We start from the raw sequence: 26,293 nt of genomic DNA on the forward strand, positions 1-26,293 counted from the left end.
GCGCAAAATTAAATAAAACCAGTTAATTAAGATAATATCTTTTTAAAAAAATATAATAAAGCTGAACAAAGCAGTATCCGACCAGCAGCCCGACCAGCGCTCCGACAAGAATATCGAGCGGGTAATGCACCCCTACATATACGCGGCTATATGCGTAAACGACCGCCCAGAGGAACAAAAAAGCCATTTGCGGGACCTTCCGACGCAGCAGGCTAAACCACGTGATAGCCAATGCAAAGCTGGTGGATGCGTGCGAAGACGCGAAGCCGTACAGGCCGCCGCAGTCGGTTACGTGGTGCATGACGGTCGTGATCGTGGGGTCGTGGCAGGGCCTTAACCTTAGAAAGTACGGTTTCATGAGCCCGGAGGTGATTTTGTCTGCCGCGGCTACGGCCAATACTACGGCGATGACGATGAACCCGCCTCTTTTCCAGCCTTCTGTGCGAATCGTCAATGCGATGAGCAAAATGTACAACGGAACCCACGTAAACTTATAGGTAACCCAGTACATCACCGTGTCGAGCCAGGGTGTGTGCAGGCCGTTGAGCCATATAAACAGCTCCTGATCGGCGCGGACTATGCTATGTACCGCATCCGTCATGAACTGAAACCGAGCACTTTTCTGACCTTGCCGATTGTTTCCTGCGCGATTTCGCGGGCCTTGGCTTCGCCTTCCACCAAAATGCCTTCCAGCTCATCCGTGTTTTCCATATAATAATTGAAAATGCGGCGTGGCTCAGCGAACACTTCCATAAAGCATTCGAAAAGTGCCTGTTTGGCGTGGCCGTAGCCATAGCCGCCGTTCAGGTAATTCTGGCGCATGGTTTCGATATCGGCCTCGTTCGCTACCAGGCTGTAAAGCTGGAACGTGATGTCGTTGTCGGGGTCCTTGGGTTCTTCGAGCTGTTTCGAATCGGAGAGGATCTTTTTCGTTACCTTTTTCAACTCGTTCTCCGGCAGGAAGATATCGATGTAGTTATGGTACGATTTACTCATTTTCTGCCCGTCGAGCCCGGGGATCGTCATAATGCGTTCGTCGATCTTCGGCTCGGGAAGTACCAGAATATCTTCACCCGCCAGGATATTGAAGCGGTTGGCAATGTCCTTGCTCATTTCCAAATGCTGCTTCTGATCTTTGCCTACCGGGATGATATTGGCATTATAAAGCAGAATATCGGCCGCTTGTAGTACCGGATAGGTGAAAAGCCCTGCATTTACATCCGCCAGTTTCTCCGACTTGTCTTTGAAAGAAGTGGCATTGGCCAGCATCGGGAACGGCGTGAAGCAGTTCAGGTACCAATTGAGCTCGGTGTGCTCCTGCACCCGCGACTGGCGCCAGAATACATTTTTTTTGTAATCGAATCCGAATGCGAGCCAGGTCGCTGCAATCGCACGGACATATTCGCCACGTTCAACACCGTTTTTGAGTGTCGTAAGCGAATGGAGGTCTGCAATGAAGAAAAAGGATTCGTTCTGGGGATTTTTAGAGAGTTCGATCGCAGGTTTGATGGCTCCCAGGATGTTACCCAGGTGAGGTCGCCCGCTGCTTTGAATGCCTGTTAGGATTCTGGCCATTTATTACTATTGATACTTAGTTACGTGATGTTGGTTTGCGGCGATTGTCCCAGAAATAAAGTAAAAGAATATGATCCTCTTTTACTTCATAAAACAATGAGCATTGTTTTGTGAGAAATCCTCTGCGTATTTCCCGCCTTGATTTGGAAGCTTTGTACATCAAGGGAAACGACGATATCTGTTTCAGAACATCCCTGGTTGTCCGAAAGAATTTACGGACCTCTTTTTCAGACCAATTCAGTTCTAAGTGTGTGATGATGTCAGCAAAGGTATCTTCTGCTTCGGCCGACCAATGAATGGGTAAGATCATAAATACTTACTGTACTTAGCCATAACTTCGTCGTGAGGCTTCGTCTGACCTGCCATTGCCTGTTTCTGCGCTCGATCTATTCCATCCTTCACATGGTCAGGTAGTTCATCCCAAAAGTCTGTTTCCCCCAGTCTCTTTTGGATGTCCTCCCAATCTTTCAAAGAGATATAAACGCCCGTTCTCTCTCCATTTTCATTTGACAAATACTGCACATTCATAGCTTTCAACAGGTTAGCGATTCTAGATGAACTTTGCCCTTAACTACTTCCCAAAATTCGTTAAATTGAACCAGAAAACGTAGTAAATTTGAATTTTATACCTTCACCAACACGACATGGATTCTAAAACACTGCACTTTCTCAGTCAATTAGCCGAAAACAATAACAGGGAGTGGTTTCAGGAAAACAAGAAACTTTACGAAGCCGCGAAAGCGGATATGGAAAAGCTCGTAGGGTACTTGCTCACGGAGGTAGGAAAGTTCGAAGACCTCGGAAATGTGCAAGTAAAAGATTGTATGCTGCGCATTTACCGGGATGTCCGGTTTTCGAAAAATAAGGATCCGTACAAAAAAAATCTGGCCGCGGGCATTGGTCCGGGTGGGAAGAGTTCTGGGAAAATCGACTACTACCTGCAAGTCCAGCCGGGCGATCAGACGTTCCTGGGCGGCGGGATGTGGGAGGTGACGACCGAACAGTTGGCGCGCTTCCGCCAGGAGATCGATTACAATGCGCATGAGCTGAAAGCGATCATCGGGGAAGAAGAGTTTCATAGCTATTTCCCAGAAATTCATGGAGAAAGTCTGAAAACGGTGCCCAAGGGTTATTCCAAAGACCATCCGGAAATAGAGCTGCTGAAACGTAAACAGCTGTTCTTCATGCATCGCTACACCGATAAAGAGGTGGCTTCCAAAGACTTCGGTGACCGGGTTTTAAAAGGCATTCAATTGCTGAAACCCTTTACCGATTATATGAATTATGTATTGTACGAAGAAGCGGAAGAACACTGATTCGTCATCCCCATTACAACCCGTTAAATATGCAATTTTCACATTTGCACTGTCACACGCAGTTCTCACTGCTCGATGGTGCTGCCGATATTAAAAAGCTGTTCAAAAAGGCCAAGGAGGACAATATGCCGGCGGTAGCCATTACCGACCATGGTAATATGTTCGGCGTGTTCGAGTTTGTGGCCGAGGGAAACAAGCAGGGTATCAAGCCGATCGTCGGTTGCGAGTTTTATGTGGTGGAAGACCGGCACGTGCGGCAGTTTACCAAAGACAAAAAAGACGTTCGTTTTCACCAGCTGCTTCTTGCCAAAGACGAGATCGGCTATAAAAATCTGGTGAAAATGTGCTCGCTGGGTTTTATCGAGGGGATGTATGGTAAATATCCGCGGATCGACAAGGAACTCATCGTGCAATACCATCAGGGCCTGATCGCCACCACGTGTTGTATTGGTGCGATGATCCCCAAGACAATTATCCGTCAGGGCGAAGAGGCGGCGGAAAAGGAGTTCCGGTGGTGGCTGGATTTGTTCGGCGATGATTTTTATGTGGAATTGCAGCGGCATGATATTCGGGACCAGTACATTGTGAATGAGGTGCTGGTGAAATTTGCGCGGAAGTACAATGTGAAGATCATCTGCTCCAACGACTCGCATTATGTAGACCGCGACGACTGGAATGCACACGACATCTTGCTCTGTATCAACACAGGAGACAAGCAAAGCACCCCTTCCGCCAAAGATTTCGACGACGAAAAAGGTATCCCGAAAGGCTCCCGCTTTGCATTTTATAACGACCAGTTTTATTTCAAAAATACCAGCGAAATGCTGCAACTGTTCAACGACCTGCCCGAGTCGCTGGACAATACCAACGAGATTGTAGACAAAATCAAAACCCTCGATCTCCGGAAAGACATTCTGCTCCCCAACTTCCCGATCCCAGACGAATTCAAGACGCACACGTTGTCGGAAATGGTAGGGAAAAAGGAGCTTACGGCCGACGTTCTGAACCAATGGGAATACCTGAGGCACCTTACGTTCGAGGGGGCAAGGAAGAAATATGAAGTGGTAACGCCGGAAATCGAGGAGCGGCTCAACTTCGAGTTGCAAACGATCCGGAACATGGGTTTTCCGGGTTACTTCCTTATTGTAGCTGACTTTATCGATGCAGGCCGCAAAATGGGCGTGTTCATTGGGCCGGGACGGGGTTCGGCGGCGGGTTCCGCCGTGGCCTATGCGATCGGGATCACAAATATCGACCCCGTTAAGTACGACCTCCTTTTTGAGCGTTTCCTCAACCCCGACCGTATCTCCATGCCCGATATCGATACCGACTTCGACGACGACGGCCGTCAGAAGGTGATCGATTACGTGGTGAAAAAATATGGCTATAACCAGGTTGCGCAGATTGTAACGTATGGCACGATGGCTGCCAAATCGGCGATCAAGGACGTGGCGCGGGTAATGGACCTTCCATTGCCTGACGCGAACATGCTCGCGAAGCTCGTGCCTGACAAGCCAACTTACAACATGACGCTGAACCGCATTTTTACGGCGCCGTTGGAAGGAGAGGGCAGCCTCATGAAAAAGGAAGGCATTTCACCCGACGAATTAGAGAATGTGAAGCGAATGCGTGCTATTGCACTGGGCAACGATTTGCAGGCCAGTGTTTTGCAAGAGGCGCGCAGGCTCGAAGGTACCGTGCGGAACACTGGTATCCATGCGGCCGGTATCATCATTGCTCCGAGTGATTTGACCGAAATTATCCCGGTAAGTACGTCCAAAGACTCCGACTTTCTGATCACCCAGTACCAGGGCAAGATCATTGAGGACGCCGGCGTGATCAAGATGGACTTTTTGGGGCTTCGAAACCTTTCGATTATCAAGGAAGCCCTGCGGATGATCAAGAACAACCATGGGGTAGATATTGTAATAGATGACGTGCCGCTGGACGATCCCAAGGTTTTCGAACTATTCCAACGGGGAGAAACCAACGCGATATTCCAGTTCGAATCCGACGGGATGAAGAAGTACATGCGCGACCTCATCCCTGACCGTTTCGAGCACTTGATCGCGATGAACGCATTGTACCGCCCGGGGCCGATTGCCTACATCCCGAACTTTATCCGCCGGAAAAACGGGCACGAAGAAGTAACGTACGATTTGCCTGAATTGGAAGAGTATCTGGCTGATACTTATGGTATTACGGTGTATCAGGAGCAGGTAATGCTTTTGTCGCAGAAGCTGGCCGGCTTTACGAAAGGTCAGGCGGATACGTTGCGGAAAGCGATGGGTAAAAAGCAGATCGAAACGCTGAACAAGCTCAAAGGCGATTTCATGAAAGGCGGTACCGAAAAGGGCCTGGACGCGAAGAAGCTGGAAAAGATCTGGACCGACTGGGAAGCATTTGCGTCGTACGCATTTAACAAGTCCCACTCGACGTGTTATGCATTCGTGGCTTATCAAACGGCTTATCTGAAAGCGCATTATCAGTCGGAATACATGGCGGCGGTATTGACCAGTTCGCTGGGCAGTATCGACAAGATTACCTTCTTTTTGGAAGAATGTAAAAACCTGGGTATTACCGTTTTAGGACCCGATATCAATGAATCGGAGCGCCAGTTTGGTGTGAACAAGAAAAGAGAAATCCGTTTTGGACTGGCAGGGGTGAAAGGAAGTGGCGACGCGGCGGTGGAATCGATCATCGAAGAACGTACCAACAATGGCCCGTTCAAAGACGTGTTCGATTTCATTACCAGGGTAAACCTTCGGACTGTCAATAAAAAGACATTGGAAAGTCTTGCATATGCAGGCGCATTCGACTGCTTCCCGGAATATCATCGGGCCCAGTATTTTGCTGTGGAAGCTGGCGAAACGGGTACTTTTATTGAAAAACTGATCCGCTACGCCAACAACTACCATGCCGAGAAATCATCGGCACAGGCTTCGCTGTTCGGTATGCTGGGCGATAGCGGTTCTACACTCGCCAAACCCAAAGCGGCAGAGGTGGGCGAATGGGACGACCTTGCGAAGCTGCGTTACGAGCAGGAAGTGGTAGGCTTCTACATTTCAGGACACCCGCTGGATACTTTCCGCACCGAACTGGACAATTTTTGTACCTGTACGGTCGATAAGGTGCTCGAAATTCACGATGGAGAAAGAGCGCCACGATATTACGGCAAGGATATCAATGTGGCGGGGATCGTCACGAGCGCGCAGGAAAGGATGTCGAAAAACGGCAGCCTTTTTATGATCTTCAAAATTGAAGATTACCAGGGCGCAATGGAAATGCTGATCGGTGGGGAGGATTATATCCGGTTCAAAAACTACCTGCAAACAGGCCAATTCCTGTATATCAAAGGCAAAGTTCAGAACCGCTGGAAGCAGGAAGATCAATTCGAATTCAAAATCTCGCAGATACAACTCCTGCCGGAGATCATGGAAAAAATGTGCCGGAAAATCAGGATCAACCTCACGCTGGACCAGATCGACGCGCAGTTCATTCATGTGCTCAATGAAACCTTCGGAAGCTATCCCGGCGGCTGCCAGGTAAGTATGACTGTAAAGGACCCGGAGACGCACCTGGAGGTCGAAATGTTGTCGCGCGGTTACCGCGTAGCACCTAGTAATGAGCTGTTTAAGGTGCTACGGGGCTCCCTGGGTGTGAAATTCTTTTTAAACTGATTTGTATTGAATTAAATAAGGAACTTTTAAATACTAATATTCCTTATTAACCCAGATTGATAAATAACATTTAGACACTTAAAACATGGGAAAAGCACTTGAAATTACCGATAGCACCTTCGACGAACTAATCCAGGGCGATAAGCCAGTACTGGTTGACTTCTGGGCTGAGTGGTGTGGGCCTTGTAAAATGATCGGTCCGGTTGTAGAGCAACTCGCCGGTGAATACGATGGCAAAGCAGTTATCGGTAAAATGGATGTGGATATGAACTCTTCGGTACCTGCAAAATTCGGTATCCGTAGTATCCCTACGCTGATGATCTTCAAAGGCGGCCAGTTGGTAGATAAAGTAGTAGGCGTTGTTCCAAAAACAACCCTTGAAGATAAATTGAATGCACAGATCGAAGCGACCGTTTGATAATTGCTGATTTGTGAAAGAGTTAAAAGCCCCGGTGACGGGGCTTTCTTGTTTGTACACCTTTGTGAAAGGTATATAATTATCTACCTTTAATCACTATATTCACACTATGAAATACTCGGAATTTCATCGCATTATCCGGCGTAACGGATGGATTCTTTCTCGGACGCGAGGCAGTCACTATATGTACACGAAAGGCCGCGTAACCTATTGCGTGCCCTACCATTCTTCTAAGGAAATGAATGAAGGTTTGAGAAAGAGAATTATTAAGGAAATGAACTTGATCATCTAATAGAGCTATGAAAAGAATCAGGATATTGATCGAAAGGGGGAAAGACGGGTATAGTGCTTATGCCGAGAACGTCAAAAAAATTTATGGGATCGGAGATACTGTGCAGGATGTCAAAAAGAATGTCTTTGAATGCATTGAAATCGTCAAGTCATTTGATGATAAGAACGTGCCGGCAGCATTGAAAGGGGAGTATGAGATCGTCTGGAAATTTGATGTGGAGAGTCTTTTGGAATATTACAAAGGCATTTTCAGCCAAACAGGTATTGCCCGGTTAACTGGCATAAATGAAAAGCAACTGAACCATTATGCTTCGGGGTTGAAAAAGCCACGTCCCGCGCAGGCGAAGAAGATCGAGAATGCATTGCACAAATTAGGCAGCGATCTTCTGGCGATAGAATTGTGATTGCAGAAATCCTGCAATCACAATTCACCAGCTATTCATTAATCTCGATCGCAAAACCAGCCTCGAAAATCTCACCCGCTGCCAGTTTCAAAATCCCTTCTTTCGTTTCGAAATTCTGGTCAGAATCGGCGCTGTCGGCGATGCCCAGCCAGGGCTCGATGCAAACGAAATGACCGCCAGGCTTGGCCCAGATGCCCAGGTAGGGGAAATCTTTGTAGTAAACCGTGACCACCTGCCCGGATTTGGTACTTCTCAGACTTACCTGTTTGGAAATCAGATGTTTGAATATCAATGCATCGTTGTCAAACAGATGGCTGTTCAGATGTAACACATTGGTGTGTTCGAGTACGGGTTTGGTCGTGTTGCCTACGAGCCCGTTCTTTTCGAGTAGCCAGGTCGAATCGTTTTCAATGGCTTCAAATTCGAGATAGTAATCCTCATATACCTCATTCTCGTGCAAGGGACATTTGAATGCAGGGTGACCACCGAGCGAGAACAGCATTTCGGAACTTCCGTGGTTGATGACCTTGTGATCGATAACCACCTTTTTACCGTCCAGCCGGTAAGTGACCTGGAATTCAAATTGGAATGGATAAATAGCAAGCGTCTCCTTGCTGTATTTGAGCGTAAATGTAAGACTGTCGGTTGTTTGGTTTGTCAGCTTTACATTTGCGTTGTTGCGAACCATCCCGTGCCTCGGCACCGCATATTCGCCGCCATTATATTTCACAAAGCCATTCTTGATCGCGCCGATTACCGGAAAGAGCACCGGAGCATAGCTGCCCCACAGGGCCGGGTCGGCGTTCCAGAGAAAATCTTTACCCGTAACGGTCGACTGGATCTGGCATAGCTCGGCACCCGTTTCCTGTACCGAGATCTTTAAATGGTCATTTTGAATGGAATAGTTCATATCGTTCAAGAATTCAGGACTTTGAGAATAACGGCACAGGCCTCGCGGATCTGCTCTTCGGTAATGGTCAGCGGCGGCGCAATGCGCATGGAATTGTCGCAAAACAGGAACCAGTCGGTCACGACACCAAGCTCAATGCATCGATCGATCGTCACTTTCAGCTTATCGAACGATTCCATTTCCGCCGCAAGCATAAGGCCCTTTCCGCGGATTTCCTTGATTTCTGGATGAATTAACAGTGATTTAAACAATTCACCTTTCGTAATGGCTGCCTCGGAAAGACGTTCATCGATCGTCACCCGCAATGCCGCCAGAGAGGCTGCGCAACTCACGGGATGCCCGCCAAATGTCGTAATGTGGCCTAGTATTGGATTCGTTTTGAGCACCTTCATGATCTGCTGCGAAGCCATGAAAGCGCCGATCGGCATACCGCCCCCCATTCCTTTGGCACTCAATAAAATATCCGGATAAATACCGTACTGCTCGAATGCCCAGAAGCTCCCGGTGCGGCCGAAGCCTGTTTGAATTTCATCCAAAATGAGCAATGTGCCGGTTTTGGTGCATTTTTCACGCAATGCAGCCAGATAGCCTGCCTCGGGCACACGCACACCTGACTCACCACCGATCACCTCGATGATCACCGCCGCTGTTTGCTCTGTAATTTTTTCAAGATCAGGTGAATAACCGTGCTGAATATGCCTCACGCCCGGCAGCAGCGGACGAAAATTCCGTTTGAAAAATTCCGCACCCGCAAGGCTCAATGCGCCCTGCGTGGCACCGTGGTAGGCATTATAGCAGGAAATGAACTCGCGCCGTTTCGTGAAACGCTTGGCCAGTTTCATTGCACCTTCCACGGCCTCTGTACCTGAGTTGGTGAAATAGACGTTGTCGATCAAGCCGAAAGGCGAGGGGGAGGAAGCTTTAAGATCCAGCGTACCGGCCAATGCCTTCGCCAGTTGCACCTGCGCGCTCTGTACGTACTCGCCATACACGAGCAGGTGCATGTGCTTATCGAGTTGCGCGTGAATGGCTTCGAGTACCTTCGGATGCCGGTGGCCGACGTTGCTGACGCCTATGCCGGAAATCAGGTCCATATACGACTTGCCGTCCGGACCGTACATATAAACACCCCCGGCCTTCTCTATTTCAAGGGCAAGCGGGAAATCGGAAGTTTGCGCCAGATGATCGAAAAAGTGCTGGCGATGTGAAATATGCATTCTAATGTTCAAAAAAACTGGCACTGCCGCCTACCCACGTGAAATCCTTGTTGTACCGGACGCCGATCATTTCCCCCCGGCTTAACCGACTGAGACTGATCAGCAGTTCGGGCTTTTCCGCACTATCTGGCCAGCCGTACATCATGCGGATTTCGCATTTCACAAGACCATCGGGCGCCTGGATCACGGGTTCGTAGGCAACTTTTCGCTGCAATATATAATTTTCCGGGTCGGCGATGGCTCCCAGATCCGCATTTGTGAGATGTAATTGTACCCCCGAGCCCGCGAACGAGAACAGCGGTTTTAATACATAATTTTGGAGATCCGATGGGAAACTACCCTGGTATTCGCTTAGAAAACGTGTTTCGGGCACAAATTCGCCGTTCAAAAAGGGCATCGCAAACTTGCTGATCCTGAAAAACCAGTTAGGATGTCCTACCCATTGCACGTCGACGTCGTCGGTGAAATGGTAGCTGGTTTGTAGGTCGGGATAGTTGAACAGGTCGTCGAAAATCAGGCGGTTGTAAATGCGTCTGACCCGTATTTTCCTGCCGTCGCTTTCGTAGTACAATCGCCTGCCTTCGCGGATCAGCTTGGTATAACAAATGGCTTTGATACCCAGCATTTGCTCTGTTACCGCAAAATCGATCCGCGTCTTCTGTTTTTCGGGGAAGATTTCAAGCAGAATCACATGCTCCGGTTGCTCATCGCCGAGGATCAATGCTTTTAATTTGGCTACATATTCATCCAGAGAATTTGCCCCAAACAGATACCCCAGATTGGGCCGCACATCAAAAAACTTCCTGAAACTTTCGGACAGGAAAGCCTGGTAGCCAAAAATGGACGGGAAGCCCTGTAACTCGATGAGCTGCGGTACGAGCTCGCCGGCGGCATTCCGACAAATGGCGTAATCGATAGCCAGGAAGGACGTATGCGCGTTTTCGCCGGGGACGAACTGGTTCGACGGCACAGCGCGGTCGGTTTTTGCCCGAAAATCGGGTGATTGCAGCGTGCCGATAATCTCATCCGAAGCCCGCAGGATTTTCTCCGTTAGATCTTTGGGTACAAAAACGGGTGTTTCAGCCACCCTGAAATCCAGTTGACCGGGAAACGCAGAACTGATGGATTCAACGAATTCCTCGTATTTTTTCTCCGTGAAGGAGCTGTTGAACGCTTCCCGGGCTTGCTTATGCATAGGCTGGCTGGAACGTTTTATTGAATGCGTTTTTGAGAAATGTAGGGATGATGACAGCCTCGGTCATCGAAATTTTGTCGGGATCGTTCAAATGCTCGATCATGTCGTTGTACTTCTGCTCGCCGTGGGCTTTGATAATTGCCTCTTTTTTATCTTCCTTCAAAAAGTAACGGAGCATTCCTTCGGCATCGGCCTCCGGGTGAAATTGCGTCCCAACGATCTCGTTGGAAAAGCGGATCGCCATTACCGCACGTTCGAGTGGCACGTGCGGGCGGATTTTTTCAAGACAAAGCAGCCTGGCGCCCAATGCATCGAATGCAAACTGATTCGGCTGGGTAACCTGAAAATCGCGCGAATCGACGATCCAGAAAGGGTCGGTCAGCGCATTCAGGAGCGGATCTTTCCGGCCGGAGGAAGTTTTATGTACCGGAAATGTGCCAAACGAAGTCTTGCGTCGCTTGCTCACAGCGGCCAGTTCCCAATGGATGCAGGCCATTTGAAACGAATGGCAGATCAGGAACAGGTGCTTTTTAATACGGTTTTGTCGCTTCGCATTGTAGGCCAGTATTTTATTCAAAAAACCAAAGAATTTCTTTTCCCAAGGCTCGCCAACCGGCGCAGGATTGCCCGGCCCGCCGGTAGAAACATACGCATCGAAGTCCATTCCCGGTACTTCGAGCTTTTGTCTTACATCAAAAACAGTGAATTCAACGGGCACGCTTTCCTGTTCTCCGAACGCGGCGATAATCTTTTTGATGCACCGCATTCCTTCGTTGGGGTGTCCGTTGTACATGTCCAGGATCGCGATCCGGAAATGCTTTTCATGAGTGGTCATTTTAGTCGGTAGCCGGCTCGTGTCAGTGAAACCGGCCTTTAAGTTATAGAATCGGGTAACCTACTTTAAACAAATGTGTTCCTGATTAGTTCGGGTTTTGGGTCAAAAGTATGTTTTAATTCTTAACAAATCCCGATTTTGGTTTCTGAAACAATATAATCTACAACCGCATTCAGGCTGCCGGTTTCCTCGAAAACGGCCAACTGGCGGTCGGCGCCGGTACCCATTTCGAGGATCTGGTGAATGTACTCGATCTCTTTCCGACTGCCGAGCTCGTCGACCACGTCGTCGATGAATTCCAGGAGCTCGTGGATCAGGATTTTATACTCTATTTCCTCCTGCTTCCCGAAATCGATGAGCTTGCTGTGAATGCCGTACCGCGCCGCACGCCATTTGTTTTCATTGATAAGCATCCGGCGATAGGGGCGGAAGCTCAGGTTCTGGCTGTGCAGTTTATGGATTTTGGCGACCAGCGCCTGCATGATCGCGGCCAGGCAAATCGTCTCGTCCGTACGCATAGGTACGTCGCACATGCGGAATTCGATGGTATTGAAAAACGGATGGACGCGGATATCCCACCAGATTTTCTTGCCATTATCGATACAGTTGGTCTTGATCAGCAAGGCGACGTATTCATCATATTCCGCGGCGCTCGAAAAGAAATCGGGAATGCCTGTCCTGGGGAATTTGTCGAAAACTTTGGAGCGGTACGATTTGAAACCGGTGTTACGCCCGCACCAGAACGGCGAGTTGGTCGACAATGCATAAATATGCGGCAGGAAATACCTTACAGCATTCATGATCTGGATTCCTTCGTTTCGGCTCTCGATGCCCACGTGCACGTGCAACCCGAAAATCAGGTTGCCTCGCGCCACATCGCGCATTTCGTCGATGATCTGATCGTAGCGCGGATCGTCGGTAATGAGCTGGTCCACCCAGTCGGCGAAGGGATGCGTACCGGCGGCGGCCACGCGAAGGTCCTGTTTTTCAGCCAGGTCGAGGATCATCTTGCGCAGGTAGGTCACTTCCTCCCGCGCTTCCTGGATGTTATGGCAGATATTCGTCCCCACTTCCACGACTGCCTGGTGCATTTCAGCCTTCACACGCTCCTTCAAGGTAATTTTGCCATCTTCAACCAGCTTTGACATATGCGACCGCAGGTTTCGGGTAACCGGGTCGATGGTTTGAAATTCTTCTTCAATTCCCAGGGTGAATGTTGCCATAATGTAAAAGCGGCTGAATTTTAGTTCGTCAGGATTTCTTCAATTTGGAATTTTTAGCCGGTGCTTTGGTTGCTGCCGCTTTGGTAGTCGGGATTTTGGGCTCCGCTTCGGCGATGGGCTCGGTAGCAATGGCACCCAGCGATTTGGCGGGCTTCTTCGGTGTTACCGCTTTCACCTTTACTTCCGTAGCCGAAGGAGCAGCTTCTTTCACCGGCTTGGCCGGTGCAGCTTTCGCTGTTTTGGCAGGCGCTGCTGTTTTGGACGGGGACTTTGTCGCTGCCGGTGCTTTTTCGGCTGTTTTAGCTGGCTTGGCAGGCTCTTTTGCCTTTGCCGGTTCGGCAAGCTTGGCTGGTGCGGGAGTTTCGGCTGCCGGCGGTGCTGTCGGAATGCCATTCACCGCCTGATTGATAAAGGTGCCCCAGGTAAGGTTAATCTGCCCCGGAACCTGCGCTTTTGCTCTTGCAATGGCCATATTCGCTGCGGCTTCCACTACCCATTCGAAATTATCAGGACCGACCGAGTAGATGTCGGCATCCGGCGCCGGGTTGCAGAAGTCGATCGCGTAAGGAATACCGCCGCGCACGGCGAATTCAACCGTATTGAAATCGTAGCCCAATGCGACATTGAGTTTTAATGTATAATCCTTAATGGTTTCGAGCAGCTTTTCGCGCTCTTCGCCCTGGGCTTTCAAATCGGCGGCATAGCGTAAGTGGTGCGGGTTGCGCGGCTCATAAGGCATTACCAGCACGTCCTTCTGGCCAATGCAATAGCAGCGTACATAATCGTCGAACACGATTTCTTCCTGCAACATCATCACCAGCTGGCCCGTTTCTTCATGCTTGATCCACATATCTTGAGGGTTCACGACGCGGTACACGCTCTTCCAGCCGCCGCCGTCGTGCGGTTTCATGTACGCGGGGAAGCCTACATATTGAAATATCTCTTCCCAGGCCATCGGAAATGCCAGGTTCCGGAAGGAAGTTTCGGAGGTGTTGTCGGGACGTTGCTTGGAAGGGAGCAGCACGGTCTTCGGCACGGGTATGCCCAATTTTTCGGCCAATGCATTGTTAAAGAACTTCTCGTCGGCACTCCACCAGAATGGGTTGTTGATCACCGCCGTGCCCGTAAGCGCGGCATTCTTCAAAAAAGACCTGTAAAACGGTACGTCCTGCGAAATGCGGTCGATGATCACGGCGTACTCATTGGGGGCGGCTTGTATGACTTTATCGATGGTAACGGCCTCTGCGATAATGCCGTTTTCACCCTTACTGTTCACTCTTTCGATAAATGCGTTCGGGAAGGTATTTTCCATTCCAAACAGGATTCCAATCTTTTTCATATTCAGGTTCTGAGTTGTGTTTTTGACTATTGCAATACAATGCGCGACAGGTAATCCGGAAACATCTTGTTCCAGAGCGGCCAGTCATGCTTTTCCCAGCCGCGGATATCGAGCCAGTGTTCGATGCCGTTGCCGTTGAGGATGTTGGACATTCGCAGGTTACTGTCCAGACAGATGTCCCAGTCGGAGGTCCCCAGCACGATTTTCATGTGCCCGAAACGCCAGCCTTGCTCATTGGGCATAAAATCGACGGGATTATTGAAATACACGGTGTCATTGTAAAAGCCGTTCAGAAAACCGCGGATATCGAATGCGCCGCTCATGCTCACCAGATAAGCTACCTGGTCGGGATGGCGGAAGGCAAAATTGGCGGCGTGGAAGCCACCGAAACTGCAACCCGCAACGCCGATCTTGCCAACATTGCATTCATTCCTTATATAAGGTACGAGCTCGTTGGCCAGGAACTTGTCGTATTGAATATGGTTTTTGACGCGGTACTCCGGGGTCAGGTGCTTCCCGTACCACGAGTCGGCATCGATGGTGTCGACGCAGTAAATTTTGTACTTGCCGGACTCCACCAGCCATCGTACGGATTCGATCAGCCCCATATCCTTCGCCTGGTAGTACCGGCCAAGTGTCGTCGGGAAAAGCAAAATAGGGTAGCCCCAGTTGCCGAAAACAAGCATCTCCACGTCCTTGTCGAGATGATGAGAGTAGTATTTAATGTGCTTCTCTTCCAAACAAAGACGGTTTATAGTTGATAAATGAAATATACAAAACAAATCATAGGAAGCAAATTATTAACTTTCGGGTTTTATTTTCACCCGTAGTCAAGCATTTGCAGTGAATCCAGCCGTTCCATCCATTCGAATAGTGCCCGTAGAAATCGCCTTGCATTCAGCCTTCCTGGGCCGGAATGTGATTGTAACGGCGTTGCTCCCGCCGGGGTTTTCAGCATCGGAAACTTATCCGCTGGTGCTTTTCAACGATGGACAGGATTTTAGTGCACTCAAAATGGCCGAAACGGTGGCTTCATTACAATCTGCCGGGAAGATGGCCCCGTGCGTAGTGGCGGGCATACACGCGAACGACGCACGCATATACGAGTACGGGACCGCGCACCAGCCCGATTACGCGGGGCGGGGGGACAAAGCGGGCCTCACTACGTCATTTGTACTGGATGAGTTAATACCTCATTTGGCGCAACATTATAATACTGTTACAATGGGCATTACCTATGCAGGTTGTTCGCTGGGCGGGCTCATGGCGCTGGATGCGGTCTGGAATCACCCGGAGGTGTTTTCAAATGCAGGTGTTTTCTCGGGCTCGCTGTGGTGGCGTGAGAAAGCGCTGAATGAAGGCTATGCCGAAAGTGACCGCATTATGCATAGGCAAATACGGAATACCGAAAGTACCCCACCACTGAACTTCTGGTTTCAATGTGGTACGTGGGACGAGCACGACGATCGTGACGGTGATGGCGTGATCGATTCCATCCAGGATACGCTTGAATGCATTGCCGAACTGGAACGGAAAGGGTATGGCTGGGGGCGCGAGATTCGCTATGTGGAAGTGAAAGAAGGGATGCACAATCCCGAAACATGGGCAAAAGCCCTCCCTGATTTCCTCGTGTGGGCATCAGGAAGGGTGGGGAACAACTAGGCTATTTCCGCGAGGAAAGCCATCGTGTCAATGCCATCCGCATAATCGGAAAGGCCAGGTGCCTGCGCGGCGCCGAAGGGCAGGGCGTCCGGCAGATGCAGCTGCGGGCTGGCTACCACGCACTGAATCTTCTCTTCCGATTCCCGCAATAATGCTTTCAGCTCTTCAACGGAATCATAAGGCTGGTAATGCAGCACGCTGATAGGCGAAACCAATGCTTCACTCTCAGTCGCGAGCAAAAAGCCGTTATCCGAATGCGCGATGCGGTTTACGAGGTAAATGGACTTGTTGTACTCGTAGTTGTTGAAGTACTTGTGGTGATGCACGTAGTCGTCGGTCATTTCCTCGATCGCCTGGTAAAACCCGGTAAAGTCATATCCCGAGGGGACAAACACTTTGGAAACATTGCGGCAACCGAGCCCGAAATATTGCAGGATATCAGTGGCTAATGCCCTGAGTTCGCCGCGTGTTTCATTGCCTGTCAGCGCTGCCACGGAAGTCCGGTTCTTACGTATAATGTTCGGCTTTTTGGCAAAATAATAGTGGAAATAGCGGGCGGTATTGTCGCTTCCCGTCGCGATGTACGCATCAGAATCATTCAACCTTTCTACGAAATGAATGTATTCCCTGAATTCCGGTTCGATTTCGATCAGCTGAGCGAGCAAGGCACGGATCAGCAGCGGGTCGTCGGAACTGGGTTTGGCGAGCAATGTATGTCCGCTTATGAGCACGCAAAGGGCGTCATGGAAGCCCACTGCCGGGATGTTCCCCGCCATTACCACACCTATTTTGCGCGATTGAGCGGGTTCGGGGTAACTTTCGGCCCAGCTTTTCAGCTTTTCCTCATTCAAATAGTGTTCGGCAATCGCATTCAGTGATAACCTCACGTTGGCAGGCGTAAACCAGTTGTTCCTGCTCTTCGCGCCGGCTATCCATTCCCCGATCGTCTCCTCGTTGGCTGCGTCTCCGATGAACTGGCCCAGCCGGATGAATGCATTTATTCTCCGAATTCTTGATATCATTCTACTCTGACTCTAAAAAGTTAAATGGCAGGTGCCGTTTTTATTTTTCTGATTGTTGGGAAACTATAAATAGTTATATTTGTTACCCAATACAGAAGAATAGCAACAAATATAAACAATCCGGCGACTATGGCTATAATGATAACCGATGAATGCATAAATTGTGGGGCGTGTGAGCCAGAATGCCCGAATACTGCAATTTATGAGGGAGGTGTAGAATGGACTTGGGGAGATGGAACGAATTTAGACGAAGTGGACTTCGGCGACGGCACTATCGTGAGCGGCAAAGAAAAGCAGTCCCCAGTTTCTGACGAATTTTACTATATAGTTACAGATAAATGTACCGAGTGCGTAGGTTTTCATGAAGAACCTCAATGCGCCGCGGTTTGTCCGGTCGATTGCTGCGTGCCCGATCCCGATAACGAAGAAGAAGAAGAAACGCTGCTTGCCAAAAAAGCATGGATGCACGGTGAATAGACCCTGCTGAATATAAAAAATGCGAAGCCTGCTACACTGCAGGCTTTTTTTGTGCCCTTTCGGTTCTGGAAATGGCATTATAATAATAAAATTTCTTAATAATTGCAATGGATTCTTTTTAAGAAAATTCTGTTTTGTTATTCATATGCAAAATTTTCCATTTTTGACAAAAAGTGTGTTTTTGATGATTTTGTGTTTCAAAAACGATAAAAAACATGAAAAAAATCAGAAAATTGGATTTTTTGATATAAATTTCACCTATATTATTTGATAAATATAATTTAAGTACAATATTTGATCCAGTAATGCAGCCGGAGAGTAATATTAACTTAAACAGAATATAATTATGAAAAAAGTCTATTGCACAGTATTATCTTTGATGGTTCCTTTTTTGGGTTTTGCGAAGTCGGAAGAAGATAAAAAGGCGGTGAAGGCCGATACTGCGGTGGTAACGGAAGCCAAAGATGAGGAGGAGGCAAAAGGAGCATTCGCTTTCTCGGGCTACCTGGATTCCTATTACATGGCTAATTTCAACAAACCTGCATCCCGCTCCAACATGGGTGCTACCAACGCGCGGGTATTCGACCAGAAATCGGGCCAGTTCTCGCTCGGTCTCGTACAGGCGAAAGTGGCTTACACCAATGCCAAGTCGGAAGCAGTCGTTGATCTTACTTTCGGTCCAAACGCCAACCTCGGTAACTATGGCAACTCGCTGTTCAGTACCGCCCTGGCGATCAAGCAAGCATACTTTACATACAAATTCACCGACAAGTTCTCGATGACAGCAGGACAATTCGGTACACATATCGGGTACGAAGTGATCGACGCACCGGCCAACTTCAACTACTCGCTCTCCAACTTGTTTAACAACGGTCCTTTCTACCACGCCGGTTTGAAGGCCACCTACGCATTCTCCGACAAAGCGTCGTTGATGGTGGGTGTTGTGAACAACGTAGATGGTCTGGGCGACAACAACCGCGCAAAAGGGATTATCAGCCAATTGTACTTCAAGCCGGTTAACAACTGGAACGTTTATCTGAACTATATCGGAAGCAACGAGGCCAATACGGATTCACTCGGCAAGCAGCCGGATGGTTTCTACCAGGTTTTCGACCTTACCACGAGCTTCCAGGTAACTGAAAAATTCCTCTTAGGTCTGAATGCCGCATACGGATCGCAAAAAGGTGATTATCAAGGTGCTGGTGGTCCGGTTGATACCGAATCGTGGGGCGGTTTCGCGGTGTATGCCAACACGGCGATTACCGACAACTTCGGAATCGGTGCACGTTATGAATATTTCAACAACGACAACGGTGTGCGCGGTTTGCTGACTCCTGCCGGTACAGGTACCAAAGTAAACTCGGTTACATTGACAGGGAACATCAACCTTGCGGATGGACACATTCTGGTTAAACCTGAATTCCGCCTGGATGCATATCCCAAGCAAAAAGGAACAGGTGAGGCACAGCAGTTCCAGGATTCAGACGGCAACTGGACCAAAAACAGCCAGACAACATTCGGATTAGCATTCATTTACAAATTCTGATACAACAGCATTTCACACGAATACCTTCTTAATCTACAATAACAATAATTTACTACAATGGAAAAACGTAACTTTATCCCACTGATTATCCTCCTGGTAATCAGCATCCTCGGTGCCTTCATTCCTAATGTTCCGACGCAGATCGTGACCGAGGGCATCAATTCCGGCGATACCGCATGGATGCTGGTATCATCCGCGTTGGTATTGCTTATGACCCCTGGTCTTGCGTACTTCTACGGAGGAATGGTCAACACCAAAAACGTCATTTCCACGATGCTCCAGAGCTTCATCGCGATGGGTGTAATCAGTGTGGTGTGGGTAGTTTTCGGTTTCAGCCTTGCATTTGGTGAGGACATCGGCGGTTTCTTTGGAAACCCGACAACCCACTTCATGTTCAAAGGTGTATTGGACGGTCCTATCTGGGGTACCATTCCTTTCGCTTTGTTCGCAATGTTTCAGTTGAAGTTTGCGGTAATCACTCCTGCGCTTGTAACTGGCTCGATGGCTGAGCGTATCAACTTCCGCTCTTACGTTCTTTTCATTATCCTGTTCTGTATTTTCATCTACTCGCCATTGGCTCACATGACATGGCATGCAGAGGGTATCCTGTTCAAAATGGGTGTGCTTGACTTCGCTGGTGGTACTGTTGTTCACATGTCTGCCGGTTGGGCTGCATTCGCTGGTGCATTGTACCTGAAACGCCGCAAGTCGCTCCTCGAAGACCACGTACTTCCTCCTGCAAACATTCCATTCGTATTGTTGGGAACAGGTTTGCTTTGGTTCGGATGGTTCGGTTTCAATGCCGGTTCTGCCCTGACAGCTTCTCCGTTGGCGGTTTCAGCTTTCGCTACTACTAACACCGCTGCCGGTGCTGCTGGTTTGGCCTGGGTACTTTTCGATGCTGCAAGAGGCAAGAAAGTTTCTGCACTTGGTTTCTGTATCGGTGCTGTCGTAGGTCTGGTTGCGATCACGCCTGCTGCCGGTTTCGTAACTGTTCCAGCATCTCTTTTCATCGGTACTATCGCTGCGATCACTTCCAACTACATCGCTCACCTGCGTACACGTTCTACTTTGGACGATACACTCGACGTATTCCCTTGCCACGGTGTAGGTGGTATGGTAGGTATGCTGATGACCGGTATCTTCGCAACCAGCGGTGTTAATTCACTGGTTGTTGATCAAGGTCTGGCATTCGGCGAAACCAAACTGTTCATCAACCACGTGATTGCGCTGGTAGGTGTATCGGTATTCGCATTTGGTGGTTCATTCCTACTGTTGAAAATCACTGACCTGATCCTGCCGCTTCGCGTATCTGAGCAAGATGAGAAAGTAGGTCTGGATGTGAGCCAACACGACGAATTTCTTGTAGAGGCTTAATCTAAACTATAAGAATAAATGAAGAAGCCCGGCCAAATGGTCGGGCTTTCTTTATTTAAAGGATTTCCAGATTTGAGACTTCCAGATTTCAGACTTTCCTTCCTTTTGAAATCCCCAGGTTAAAACCCAGGGCAAAGGATTTCTTTTTTAGTCTCTTGCCGTCGACTTAAGTCGACGGTACTAGATTAAAATTGATTCTCAAGAGCTAGATTGATCTTGATTCTCAAGAGCTAGATTGATCTTAATTCTCAAAAGCTCAGCTTCTATTTCTAATGCACTAAAATCTCTTCCCGCACCTCAGTCACTTCCATCAGTCCCTCCGCATTAATATGATCATACCGCACCTCCTTCGTTTCATTAATCAGCAGCGGATCATACTTCACAGCCACGCGTACATAGTTACCCGTAAATCCAAGCATCTGCCCATTCTGCACCTCATCTTCAAAAAGGACTTTACCCTCCTTGCCGATCTGGCTTTCGTAGAAGAAGCGTTTTTTCTTATCCGAAAGAATGTGCAGCATTTTGGAACGTTCCGCCCGTTCGGCTTTGGGAACAATGGGACGGATCGCCAACGCGGTCGTATTTTCTCTTTCTGAATAGGTAAATACGTGCAGATAAGAAACTTCCAGTTCATTCAGGAAGTGGTAAGTTTCTTCAAAAAGCTCCTTCGTTTCACCCGCGTGGCCTACGATCACATCCACGCCAATGCAGCAGTCCGGCATGAGCGACTTGATTTTCGCCACGCGCTCCGCATACAGTTCACGCTTGTACCGGCGCTTCATCAGGCCAAGGACTTTGTTGGAGCCTGACTGCAATGGAATATGGAAATGGGGCGCAAAACGTTTGGACTGTGCCACAAATTCGATGATCTCGTCGGTTAGCAAGTTGGGCTCGATGGAAGAAATGCGGAAACGCTCGATACCTTCCACCTCGTCCAGTGCTTTGATCAGATCCAGGAAAGTTTCTTCGCGAACGCCATTACGCAAGCCGAAGTCACCGATGTTCACGCCCGTGAGCACGATTTCCTTCACGTCGCGCGCGGCGATGTCACGGGCTGCCTTTACGATATTTTCGATACTGTCCGACCGGCTTTTCCCGCGTGCCAGCGGGATCGTGCAATACGCGCACGGGTAGTCGCAGCCGTCCTGCACTTTCAGGAACGTACGCGTGCGGTCGTTGAGCGAATAGGACGTATGGTATTCGATGGCATTGTCGATCGTAGAGGCGATTACCTGTGCCGGCTGCCCGGACGGCGCTTTTTCGAATGTATCGATCAATTCCACGAGCCGGAATTTCTCGGCAGCGCCCAAAACCGCGTCGACGCCGGGAATCTCGGAGATCTCTTTCGGTTTCAGCTGCGCGTAGCAGCCGATGATCGCCACGTAGCCGTCGGCGTTGATCTTTTGGGCCTCGCGCACGATCTTGCGGCATTTCTTGTCCGCATTCTCGGTCACCGAGCAGGTGTTGATGATAAAAATATCCGGGTTTTCGTTGAACTCCACTTTGGTATAGCCCTTATCCTCGAACATCCGTCCGATCGAAGAGCTTTCAGAGTAATTCAGCTTGCACCCTAGTGTATAAAAAGCGACTTTCTTCATTGTTTTTAAATATCCAGCAAAATTACACCTTTATTATCAACGCTTTAAATAATCTCCAAAAGAAGATTGCAGGTAAGCTTTGCCGAGCTCTTCTTCCTTTGGTGGTAAAGCGCCGTTTTTCTCGGTGATGTTCCCTCCGATGTTGTCCCGCACGAGAAAGCCGTCGGGACGCATCCAGCCGAGGCCGTTGTTGAATGCGAAGTAGGCAAAATCCTGCCGACCCTTTTTGAAAATGTCGTTACTCCATGCAAAAGTTCCGGAGGGAAGATGCATTTGGTTCAAAATCGTGGCGGCAAGGTCGGTTTGCGACGCGAGCGTGTCTACGCGCGAAGGCGCGGCCGTGAGCGCGCCGCCGAGCCAAAGCATCGGAATATGGAACTCCGAAGGCTTATCTTTCTGTGTCTCGGGCAACGGGTGGCCGTGGTCGGCGATGATGACCACGAGCGTGTTTTTCCACCACGGCTTGGTTTGGGCCTCGCGGAGGAATGCGCCGAGGGATTCGTCGGTATAATGCAATGCGTTCAGAAACAAATGCTCGGGATCGTTGCCTGCAATCACGGTTTTGGTGGGTACTTCAAACGGCTCGTGACTGCTTAACGTGAACATCGTGGTGAAAAAAGGCTGCTTTTCCTGGTCGAGGTCGTGCATTAGCCGATTGAAAACCACATGATCGTGCGCACCCCATTTCGAGTTCATGTCTTTGGAATCGAAATCGTTGATATCGACGATGCGGTCGAAGCCCTGTTGGAGGAAATAGGATTTCATATTGGCGAATTCCGTTTCGCCTCCGTAATAAAAGGATGTCTGCCAGCCATGGGTTTTGAAAATCGTAGGCAGCGACGGTAATGACGCAGTTTTTTTGGGTATTTTAATGATGGAGGTGGTAGGTTGGGCAGGATACCCGCTCAAAATCGCTACCATTCCCTTGTCGCTGCGGTTACCGCTTGCATATATATGGGTGAATAAGAGTCCTTCCTTTGAGATCTGGTCGAACTGCGGGGTAACGTCTTTCAAACCGCCGAGCGACCCGACGGCTTTGGCTGTAAAGCTTTCCCAGATGATCACCAGTACATTCTTTTTGCCGATCGTATCGATAACCTGTTGCGTCGCGCCGATGCGGCTGTAAAGGCTTGTTATCTTCTCGCTTGCCTCGGTGTCATCCGCATATTTGAAAGGGTTTTCATTAGAATAGGCCGCATTTAATACCGAGCGCATGTAGTTCCAGGGCACATTAACGGCCGCATAGTTCGCGAAACTCTTGTCGCTGAAAAACACCGCGCTCTCATTCATCGGCGCGAGCTGGAAGCCGCCACGAATGGGAATAACGAGGCTACCGGCGATGACGAGGAATACTGGTATTGTATATAATAAGGATGACCGCTTGAACGATCCGGTGATGCGGCGGATGACGGTTTGTAATACCCGATTGACGAGGAAAGTCAATGCGATCAGTAACACAACGAGTTGCCACACCGGCGCCGCGCCCATCGAGGCGAATGCTTCGGCGGGTGTTGCCAGATAATGCAGCGAAGTAGCGTCGATTCGGAAGCCCCAGGCGCGGAACAGTTCGAGGTCTACGACCGTGAGCAGCGTAATGAGGAATACGATAATGGCGGTGTAAACCCGCAACGTCTTCCGGTACCATTCCGAACCTTGGCCGGTAAACATCATTAATAATGTCGGGATCGCCAGAATATAGGCGGCGAAGGAAATATCCATCGGAAGGCCGTGGCAGGCGCTCGCCACCCACAGCGAAGAGGGGAGTTCGAGTGCTTTTTTATAATGGTATGCCAGGAAAATGACCCGGAAAAACTGGAAGATGAGGACCCAGGCCAGCCCGTACAAGGCAATAAATTCAAGTCTTTTACGCATTGGTGTCTCTGAACAATTTGCAAAGTTCTTAAAAATGCGCTAACCTGTGGTAACCGTTGGACAGCTAATGTGAAAATCTGGAAAGGATTTGTGGTTCGTATCGGTAAATAAATAATTTTGGGGAGAATTAATATAAATCAATAAATACATGACGTTTCGTTCCAAAGCTTTTGAGATCGCGCAAGGCCGCGTCTCGCCTGTTTTGACCCCTCCCACAGAAAAAGTAGCCGACCTTTATGGCAGCAATACATTCAGTGATGATGTGATGAAGACCCTGCTTTCGGCAGAGGCATATACCAAGATTTCCAATTCGATCCGCTCCGGTTCGACGATCGACCGGGAAGTGGCGGAGGAAGTGGCAGCAGCCATGAAATCATGGGCCATTTCCAAAGGCGCGACGCATTATACCCACTGGTTCCAGCCATTGACAGGAACCACCGCCGAGAAACACGACTCGTTTTTTGACCTCACCATGGACGGAAAAGCGGTAGAGAAATTCAAAGGAAGTGCATTGGTGCAGCAGGAACCAGACGCTTCCTCGTTCCCGAGCGGAGGCTTGCGCGCGACCTTCGAGGCGCGGGGCTACACCGGCTGGGACCCGAGTTCGCCGGCGTTCCTGATGGACAATGGCGCGGGTGGTAAGACCTTGTGTATCCCGTCCGTATTCATTTCCTACAATGGTGAGGCGCTGGATTACAAAGCGCCGCTTTTGCGCTCGCTCATGACGCTCGACAAAGCCGCGACCGGCGTTTGCCAGTTTTTCAACCGCGATGTTTCCAAGGTTACGCCTACCCTCGGGATCGAGCAGGAGTACTTTTTGGTAGATAAAGCATTGTACTACGCCCGCCCTGATTTGCTCATGGCTGGCCGGACGGTTTTCGGGCATAACCCGGCCCGCGGTCAGCAGCTCGACGACCACTATTTCGGGTCCATTTCACCGCGGGTGAATGCATTCATGGTGGATTTTGAGTTCGAAGCATTGAAATTGGGCATTCCGGTTCGTACCCGCCACAACGAGGTAGCGCCCGGCCAGTTCGAATGCGCGCCAACTTTTGAAGAGGTGAACCTGGCCATCGACCACAATGCATTGCTGATGGATTTAATGCAGAAGATCGGCGACAAGCATAACTTCCAGGTACTTTTCCACGAAAAGCCGTTTGCGGGCATTAACGGTAGCGGAAAGCACAACAACTGGTCGCTTTCGACGGATACGGGCATTAACCTACTTGCTCCGACCTCAAAGCCGAAAGAAAACCTGCGCTTCCTGACATTCCTCATGAATGTGGTGAAGGCCGTTCATGACCATGCTGATCTGCTGCGTGCATCGATATCGTCCGCAGGTAACGAGCATCGCCTGGGCGCGAATGAGGCGCCGCCGTCGATCGTGTCGGTATTCCTGGGCGGAGATCTTACCAATATGCTTGAAGAGTTGGTAAGCAAAGGCGAGATTACGCTGGAAAAAGGGGAAAACTTCTATTATAAGCTCGGTATTTCCCGCATTCCGAACCTCCAACGCGATAATACCGATCGTAACCGTACATCGCCATTTTGTTTTACCGGAAACAAATTCGAATACCGTGCGGTAGGAAGTTCACAGAACAGCGCTTCGCCGATGATCATCCTGAATACGATCGTGGCGAACCAGCTGCTCGAATTCAAACGGGAAATGGACGAGCGCCTCGCGGCTGGCGAGGAGAAGAAAGTCGCGACCGTGGAAATTCTGAAACGGTATTACCTCGAATCCAAAAACATCCTTTTCGAAGGAAACGGCTATTCCGAAGAGTGGATCGAGGAGGCGGCAAAGCGCGGATTGAGTAACATCCGCGAGACTTTCGATGCATTGTATGCTTACAAGACCGACAAGACGATTTCCGTTTTCGAAAGAACCGGTGTGTTGAGCTCACGCGAGCTGCATGCACGCTATGAAATCGAGTTGGAAAACTATGTGAAAAAATTGCAGATCGAATCGCGCGTGATCGGCGACCTGGCATTGAACCACATCGTGTCTACGGTGGTGAAATACCAGTTCAAACTCGCACAGACCGCCCGCTCGCTCACCGACCTCGAAATGCTCGAAGAAGCCGAGCCGATCAAGGAAATCATCCGCGACATTTCTTCGCACGTGGTGGTGATCAAGAAGCTGGTGCATGAAATGACCGAAAGCCGCAAGAAAGCCAACAACATAGAGGAGCTTTTCGAACGTGCGAAGTGCTATGGTTCGGAGGTGAAGGGGTATTTTGATGAGATCCGTTACCACGTCGATAAACTGGAATTGTTGATCGATGATGAAGACTGGCCATTGGCTAAATACCGCGAAATGCTATTTTTGGAGTAGT

Annotated in this window: 22 protein-coding genes; 10 read left to right on the forward strand and 12 right to left on the reverse strand. The window is 49.4% G+C overall.

The window, feature by feature from the left end; all coding sequences use genetic code 11:
• Positions 1-22 precede the first annotated feature (22 nt).
• Both J7619_RS20100 and trpS read right to left on the reverse strand, forming a co-directional pair.
• Positions 23-601: a phosphatase PAP2 family protein gene (locus J7619_RS20100; RefSeq protein WP_291202695.1), complete on the reverse strand. Its 579-nt coding sequence runs from the start codon at positions 599-601 to the stop codon at positions 23-25.
• Positions 598-1,575, reverse strand: coding sequence for a tryptophan--tRNA ligase (gene trpS / locus J7619_RS20105; protein ID WP_291202697.1), 978 nt, complete (start codon positions 1,573-1,575; stop codon positions 598-600). Before trpS ends, J7619_RS20100 begins: the two co-directional genes overlap by 4 nt.
• Positions 1,576-2,219: 644 nt before the next feature.
• Between trpS and J7619_RS20110 the strand changes: the two genes are divergently transcribed.
• The 5 genes from J7619_RS20110 to J7619_RS20125 all read left to right on the forward strand — a co-directional run bounded on the left by J7619_RS20110 (position 2,220) and on the right by J7619_RS20125 (position 7,684).
• Entirely contained in the window at positions 2,220-2,891 is a 672-nt protein-coding gene (locus tag J7619_RS20110; protein ID WP_291202700.1) for a DUF2461 domain-containing protein, read from the forward strand.
• 29 nt (positions 2,892-2,920) lie between these two features.
• On the forward strand, positions 2,921-6,571 hold the full coding sequence (dnaE, locus tag J7619_RS20115) for a DNA polymerase III subunit alpha (RefSeq protein ID WP_291202703.1): 3,651 nt from the start codon (positions 2,921-2,923) through the stop codon (positions 6,569-6,571).
• Between the two features lie 85 nt (positions 6,572-6,656).
• Positions 6,657-6,989: a thioredoxin gene (gene trxA / locus J7619_RS20120; RefSeq protein ID WP_090157505.1), complete on the forward strand. Its 333-nt coding sequence runs from the start codon at positions 6,657-6,659 to the stop codon at positions 6,987-6,989.
• Between the two features lie 109 nt (positions 6,990-7,098).
• Positions 7,099-7,281: a type II toxin-antitoxin system HicA family toxin gene (locus J7619_RS32305; RefSeq protein ID WP_409012751.1), complete on the forward strand. Its 183-nt coding sequence runs from the start codon at positions 7,099-7,101 to the stop codon at positions 7,279-7,281.
• A 7-nt stretch (positions 7,282-7,288) separates the two neighbouring features.
• Positions 7,289-7,684: a helix-turn-helix transcriptional regulator gene (locus J7619_RS20125; RefSeq protein ID WP_291202706.1), complete on the forward strand. Its 396-nt coding sequence runs from the start codon at positions 7,289-7,291 to the stop codon at positions 7,682-7,684.
• A 31-nt stretch (positions 7,685-7,715) separates the two neighbouring features.
• On the opposite strand, the gene J7619_RS20130 is transcribed toward J7619_RS20125, so the two are convergent.
• The 7 genes from J7619_RS20130 to J7619_RS20160 form a co-directional block, all read right to left on the reverse strand.
• The gene (locus J7619_RS20130; RefSeq protein ID WP_291202709.1) at positions 7,716-8,594 is read right to left on the reverse strand and encodes an aldose 1-epimerase family protein; all 879 of its coding nucleotides are present in this window, start codon (positions 8,592-8,594) and stop codon (positions 7,716-7,718) included.
• A gap of 5 nt (positions 8,595-8,599) precedes the next feature.
• On the reverse strand, positions 8,600-9,811 hold the full coding sequence (locus tag J7619_RS20135) for an aspartate aminotransferase family protein (protein ID WP_291202712.1): 1,212 nt from the start codon (positions 9,809-9,811) through the stop codon (positions 8,600-8,602).
• 1 nt (position 9,812) lies between these two features.
• Entirely contained in the window at positions 9,813-11,006 is a 1,194-nt protein-coding gene (locus J7619_RS20140; RefSeq protein WP_291202715.1) for a hypothetical protein, read from the reverse strand.
• Positions 10,999-11,841, reverse strand: coding sequence for a type 1 glutamine amidotransferase (locus J7619_RS20145; protein WP_291202718.1), 843 nt, complete (start codon positions 11,839-11,841; stop codon positions 10,999-11,001). Before J7619_RS20145 ends, J7619_RS20140 begins: the two co-directional genes overlap by 8 nt.
• Positions 11,842-11,963: 122 nt before the next feature.
• Positions 11,964-13,064: a carboxylate-amine ligase gene (locus tag J7619_RS20150; RefSeq protein WP_291202721.1), complete on the reverse strand. Its 1,101-nt coding sequence runs from the start codon at positions 13,062-13,064 to the stop codon at positions 11,964-11,966.
• Positions 13,065-13,092: 28 nt separating this feature from the next.
• Positions 13,093-14,403 carry a glutathione synthase gene (locus J7619_RS20155; protein WP_310589812.1) on the reverse strand — a complete coding sequence of 437 codons (1,311 nt, stop codon included), beginning with the start codon at positions 14,401-14,403 and terminating at the stop codon, positions 13,093-13,095.
• A 26-nt stretch (positions 14,404-14,429) separates the two neighbouring features.
• Positions 14,430-15,143: an esterase family protein gene (locus tag J7619_RS20160; RefSeq protein WP_291202724.1), complete on the reverse strand. Its 714-nt coding sequence runs from the start codon at positions 15,141-15,143 to the stop codon at positions 14,430-14,432.
• 133 nt (positions 15,144-15,276) lie between these two features.
• Between J7619_RS20160 and J7619_RS20165 the strand changes: the two genes are divergently transcribed.
• Positions 15,277-16,065 carry an esterase family protein gene (locus tag J7619_RS20165; protein ID WP_291202727.1) on the forward strand — a complete coding sequence of 263 codons (789 nt, stop codon included), beginning with the start codon at positions 15,277-15,279 and terminating at the stop codon, positions 16,063-16,065.
• On the opposite strand, the gene J7619_RS20170 is transcribed toward J7619_RS20165, so the two are convergent.
• Positions 16,062-17,087, reverse strand: a complete 1,026-nt coding sequence (locus J7619_RS20170; protein ID WP_291202730.1) for an acyl-CoA reductase — start codon at positions 17,085-17,087, stop codon at positions 16,062-16,064. The two genes, J7619_RS20165 and J7619_RS20170, sit on opposite strands and share 4 nt — an antisense overlap.
• Positions 17,088-17,216: 129 nt before the next feature.
• On the opposite strand from J7619_RS20170, the gene J7619_RS20175 reads away from it, so the two are divergent.
• The 3 genes from J7619_RS20175 (at position 17,217) to J7619_RS20185 (ending at position 20,487) form a co-directional block, all read left to right on the forward strand.
• A complete protein-coding gene (locus J7619_RS20175; RefSeq protein ID WP_291044328.1) occupies positions 17,217-17,564 on the forward strand; it encodes a 4Fe-4S binding protein in 348 nt (115 codons plus the stop codon).
• A 346-nt stretch (positions 17,565-17,910) separates the two neighbouring features.
• Positions 17,911-19,110, forward strand: a complete 1,200-nt coding sequence (locus J7619_RS20180) for a porin (RefSeq protein ID WP_409012752.1) — start codon at positions 17,911-17,913, stop codon at positions 19,108-19,110.
• A 57-nt stretch (positions 19,111-19,167) separates the two neighbouring features.
• Complete coding sequence (locus J7619_RS20185; protein WP_291202733.1) at positions 19,168-20,487, forward strand: ammonium transporter; 1,320 nt, start codon at positions 19,168-19,170, stop codon at positions 20,485-20,487.
• 269 nt (positions 20,488-20,756) lie between these two features.
• Here the strand turns inward: J7619_RS20185 and mtaB are convergent, their stop codons facing one another.
• Together mtaB and J7619_RS20195 are read right to left on the reverse strand one after the other, a co-directional pair.
• Positions 20,757-22,085 carry a tRNA (N(6)-L-threonylcarbamoyladenosine(37)-C(2))-methylthiotransferase MtaB gene (gene mtaB / locus J7619_RS20190; RefSeq protein WP_291202736.1) on the reverse strand — a complete coding sequence of 443 codons (1,329 nt, stop codon included), beginning with the start codon at positions 22,083-22,085 and terminating at the stop codon, positions 20,757-20,759.
• A gap of 36 nt (positions 22,086-22,121) precedes the next feature.
• Positions 22,122-23,957 (reverse strand): LTA synthase family protein, encoded by a 1,836-nt coding sequence (locus J7619_RS20195; RefSeq protein ID WP_291202739.1) that lies wholly within the window; start codon positions 23,955-23,957, stop codon positions 22,122-22,124.
• A gap of 148 nt (positions 23,958-24,105) precedes the next feature.
• Between J7619_RS20195 and J7619_RS20200 the strand changes: the two genes are divergently transcribed.
• Complete coding sequence (locus J7619_RS20200) at positions 24,106-26,292, forward strand: glutamine synthetase III (protein ID WP_291202742.1); 2,187 nt, start codon at positions 24,106-24,108, stop codon at positions 26,290-26,292.
• Position 26,293 lies beyond the last annotated feature (1 nt).

The sequence above is a fragment of the Dyadobacter sp. genome (assembly GCF_017744695.1).
In the GTDB taxonomy this organism is placed as follows: Bacteria; Bacteroidota; Bacteroidia; order Cytophagales; family Spirosomataceae; genus Dyadobacter.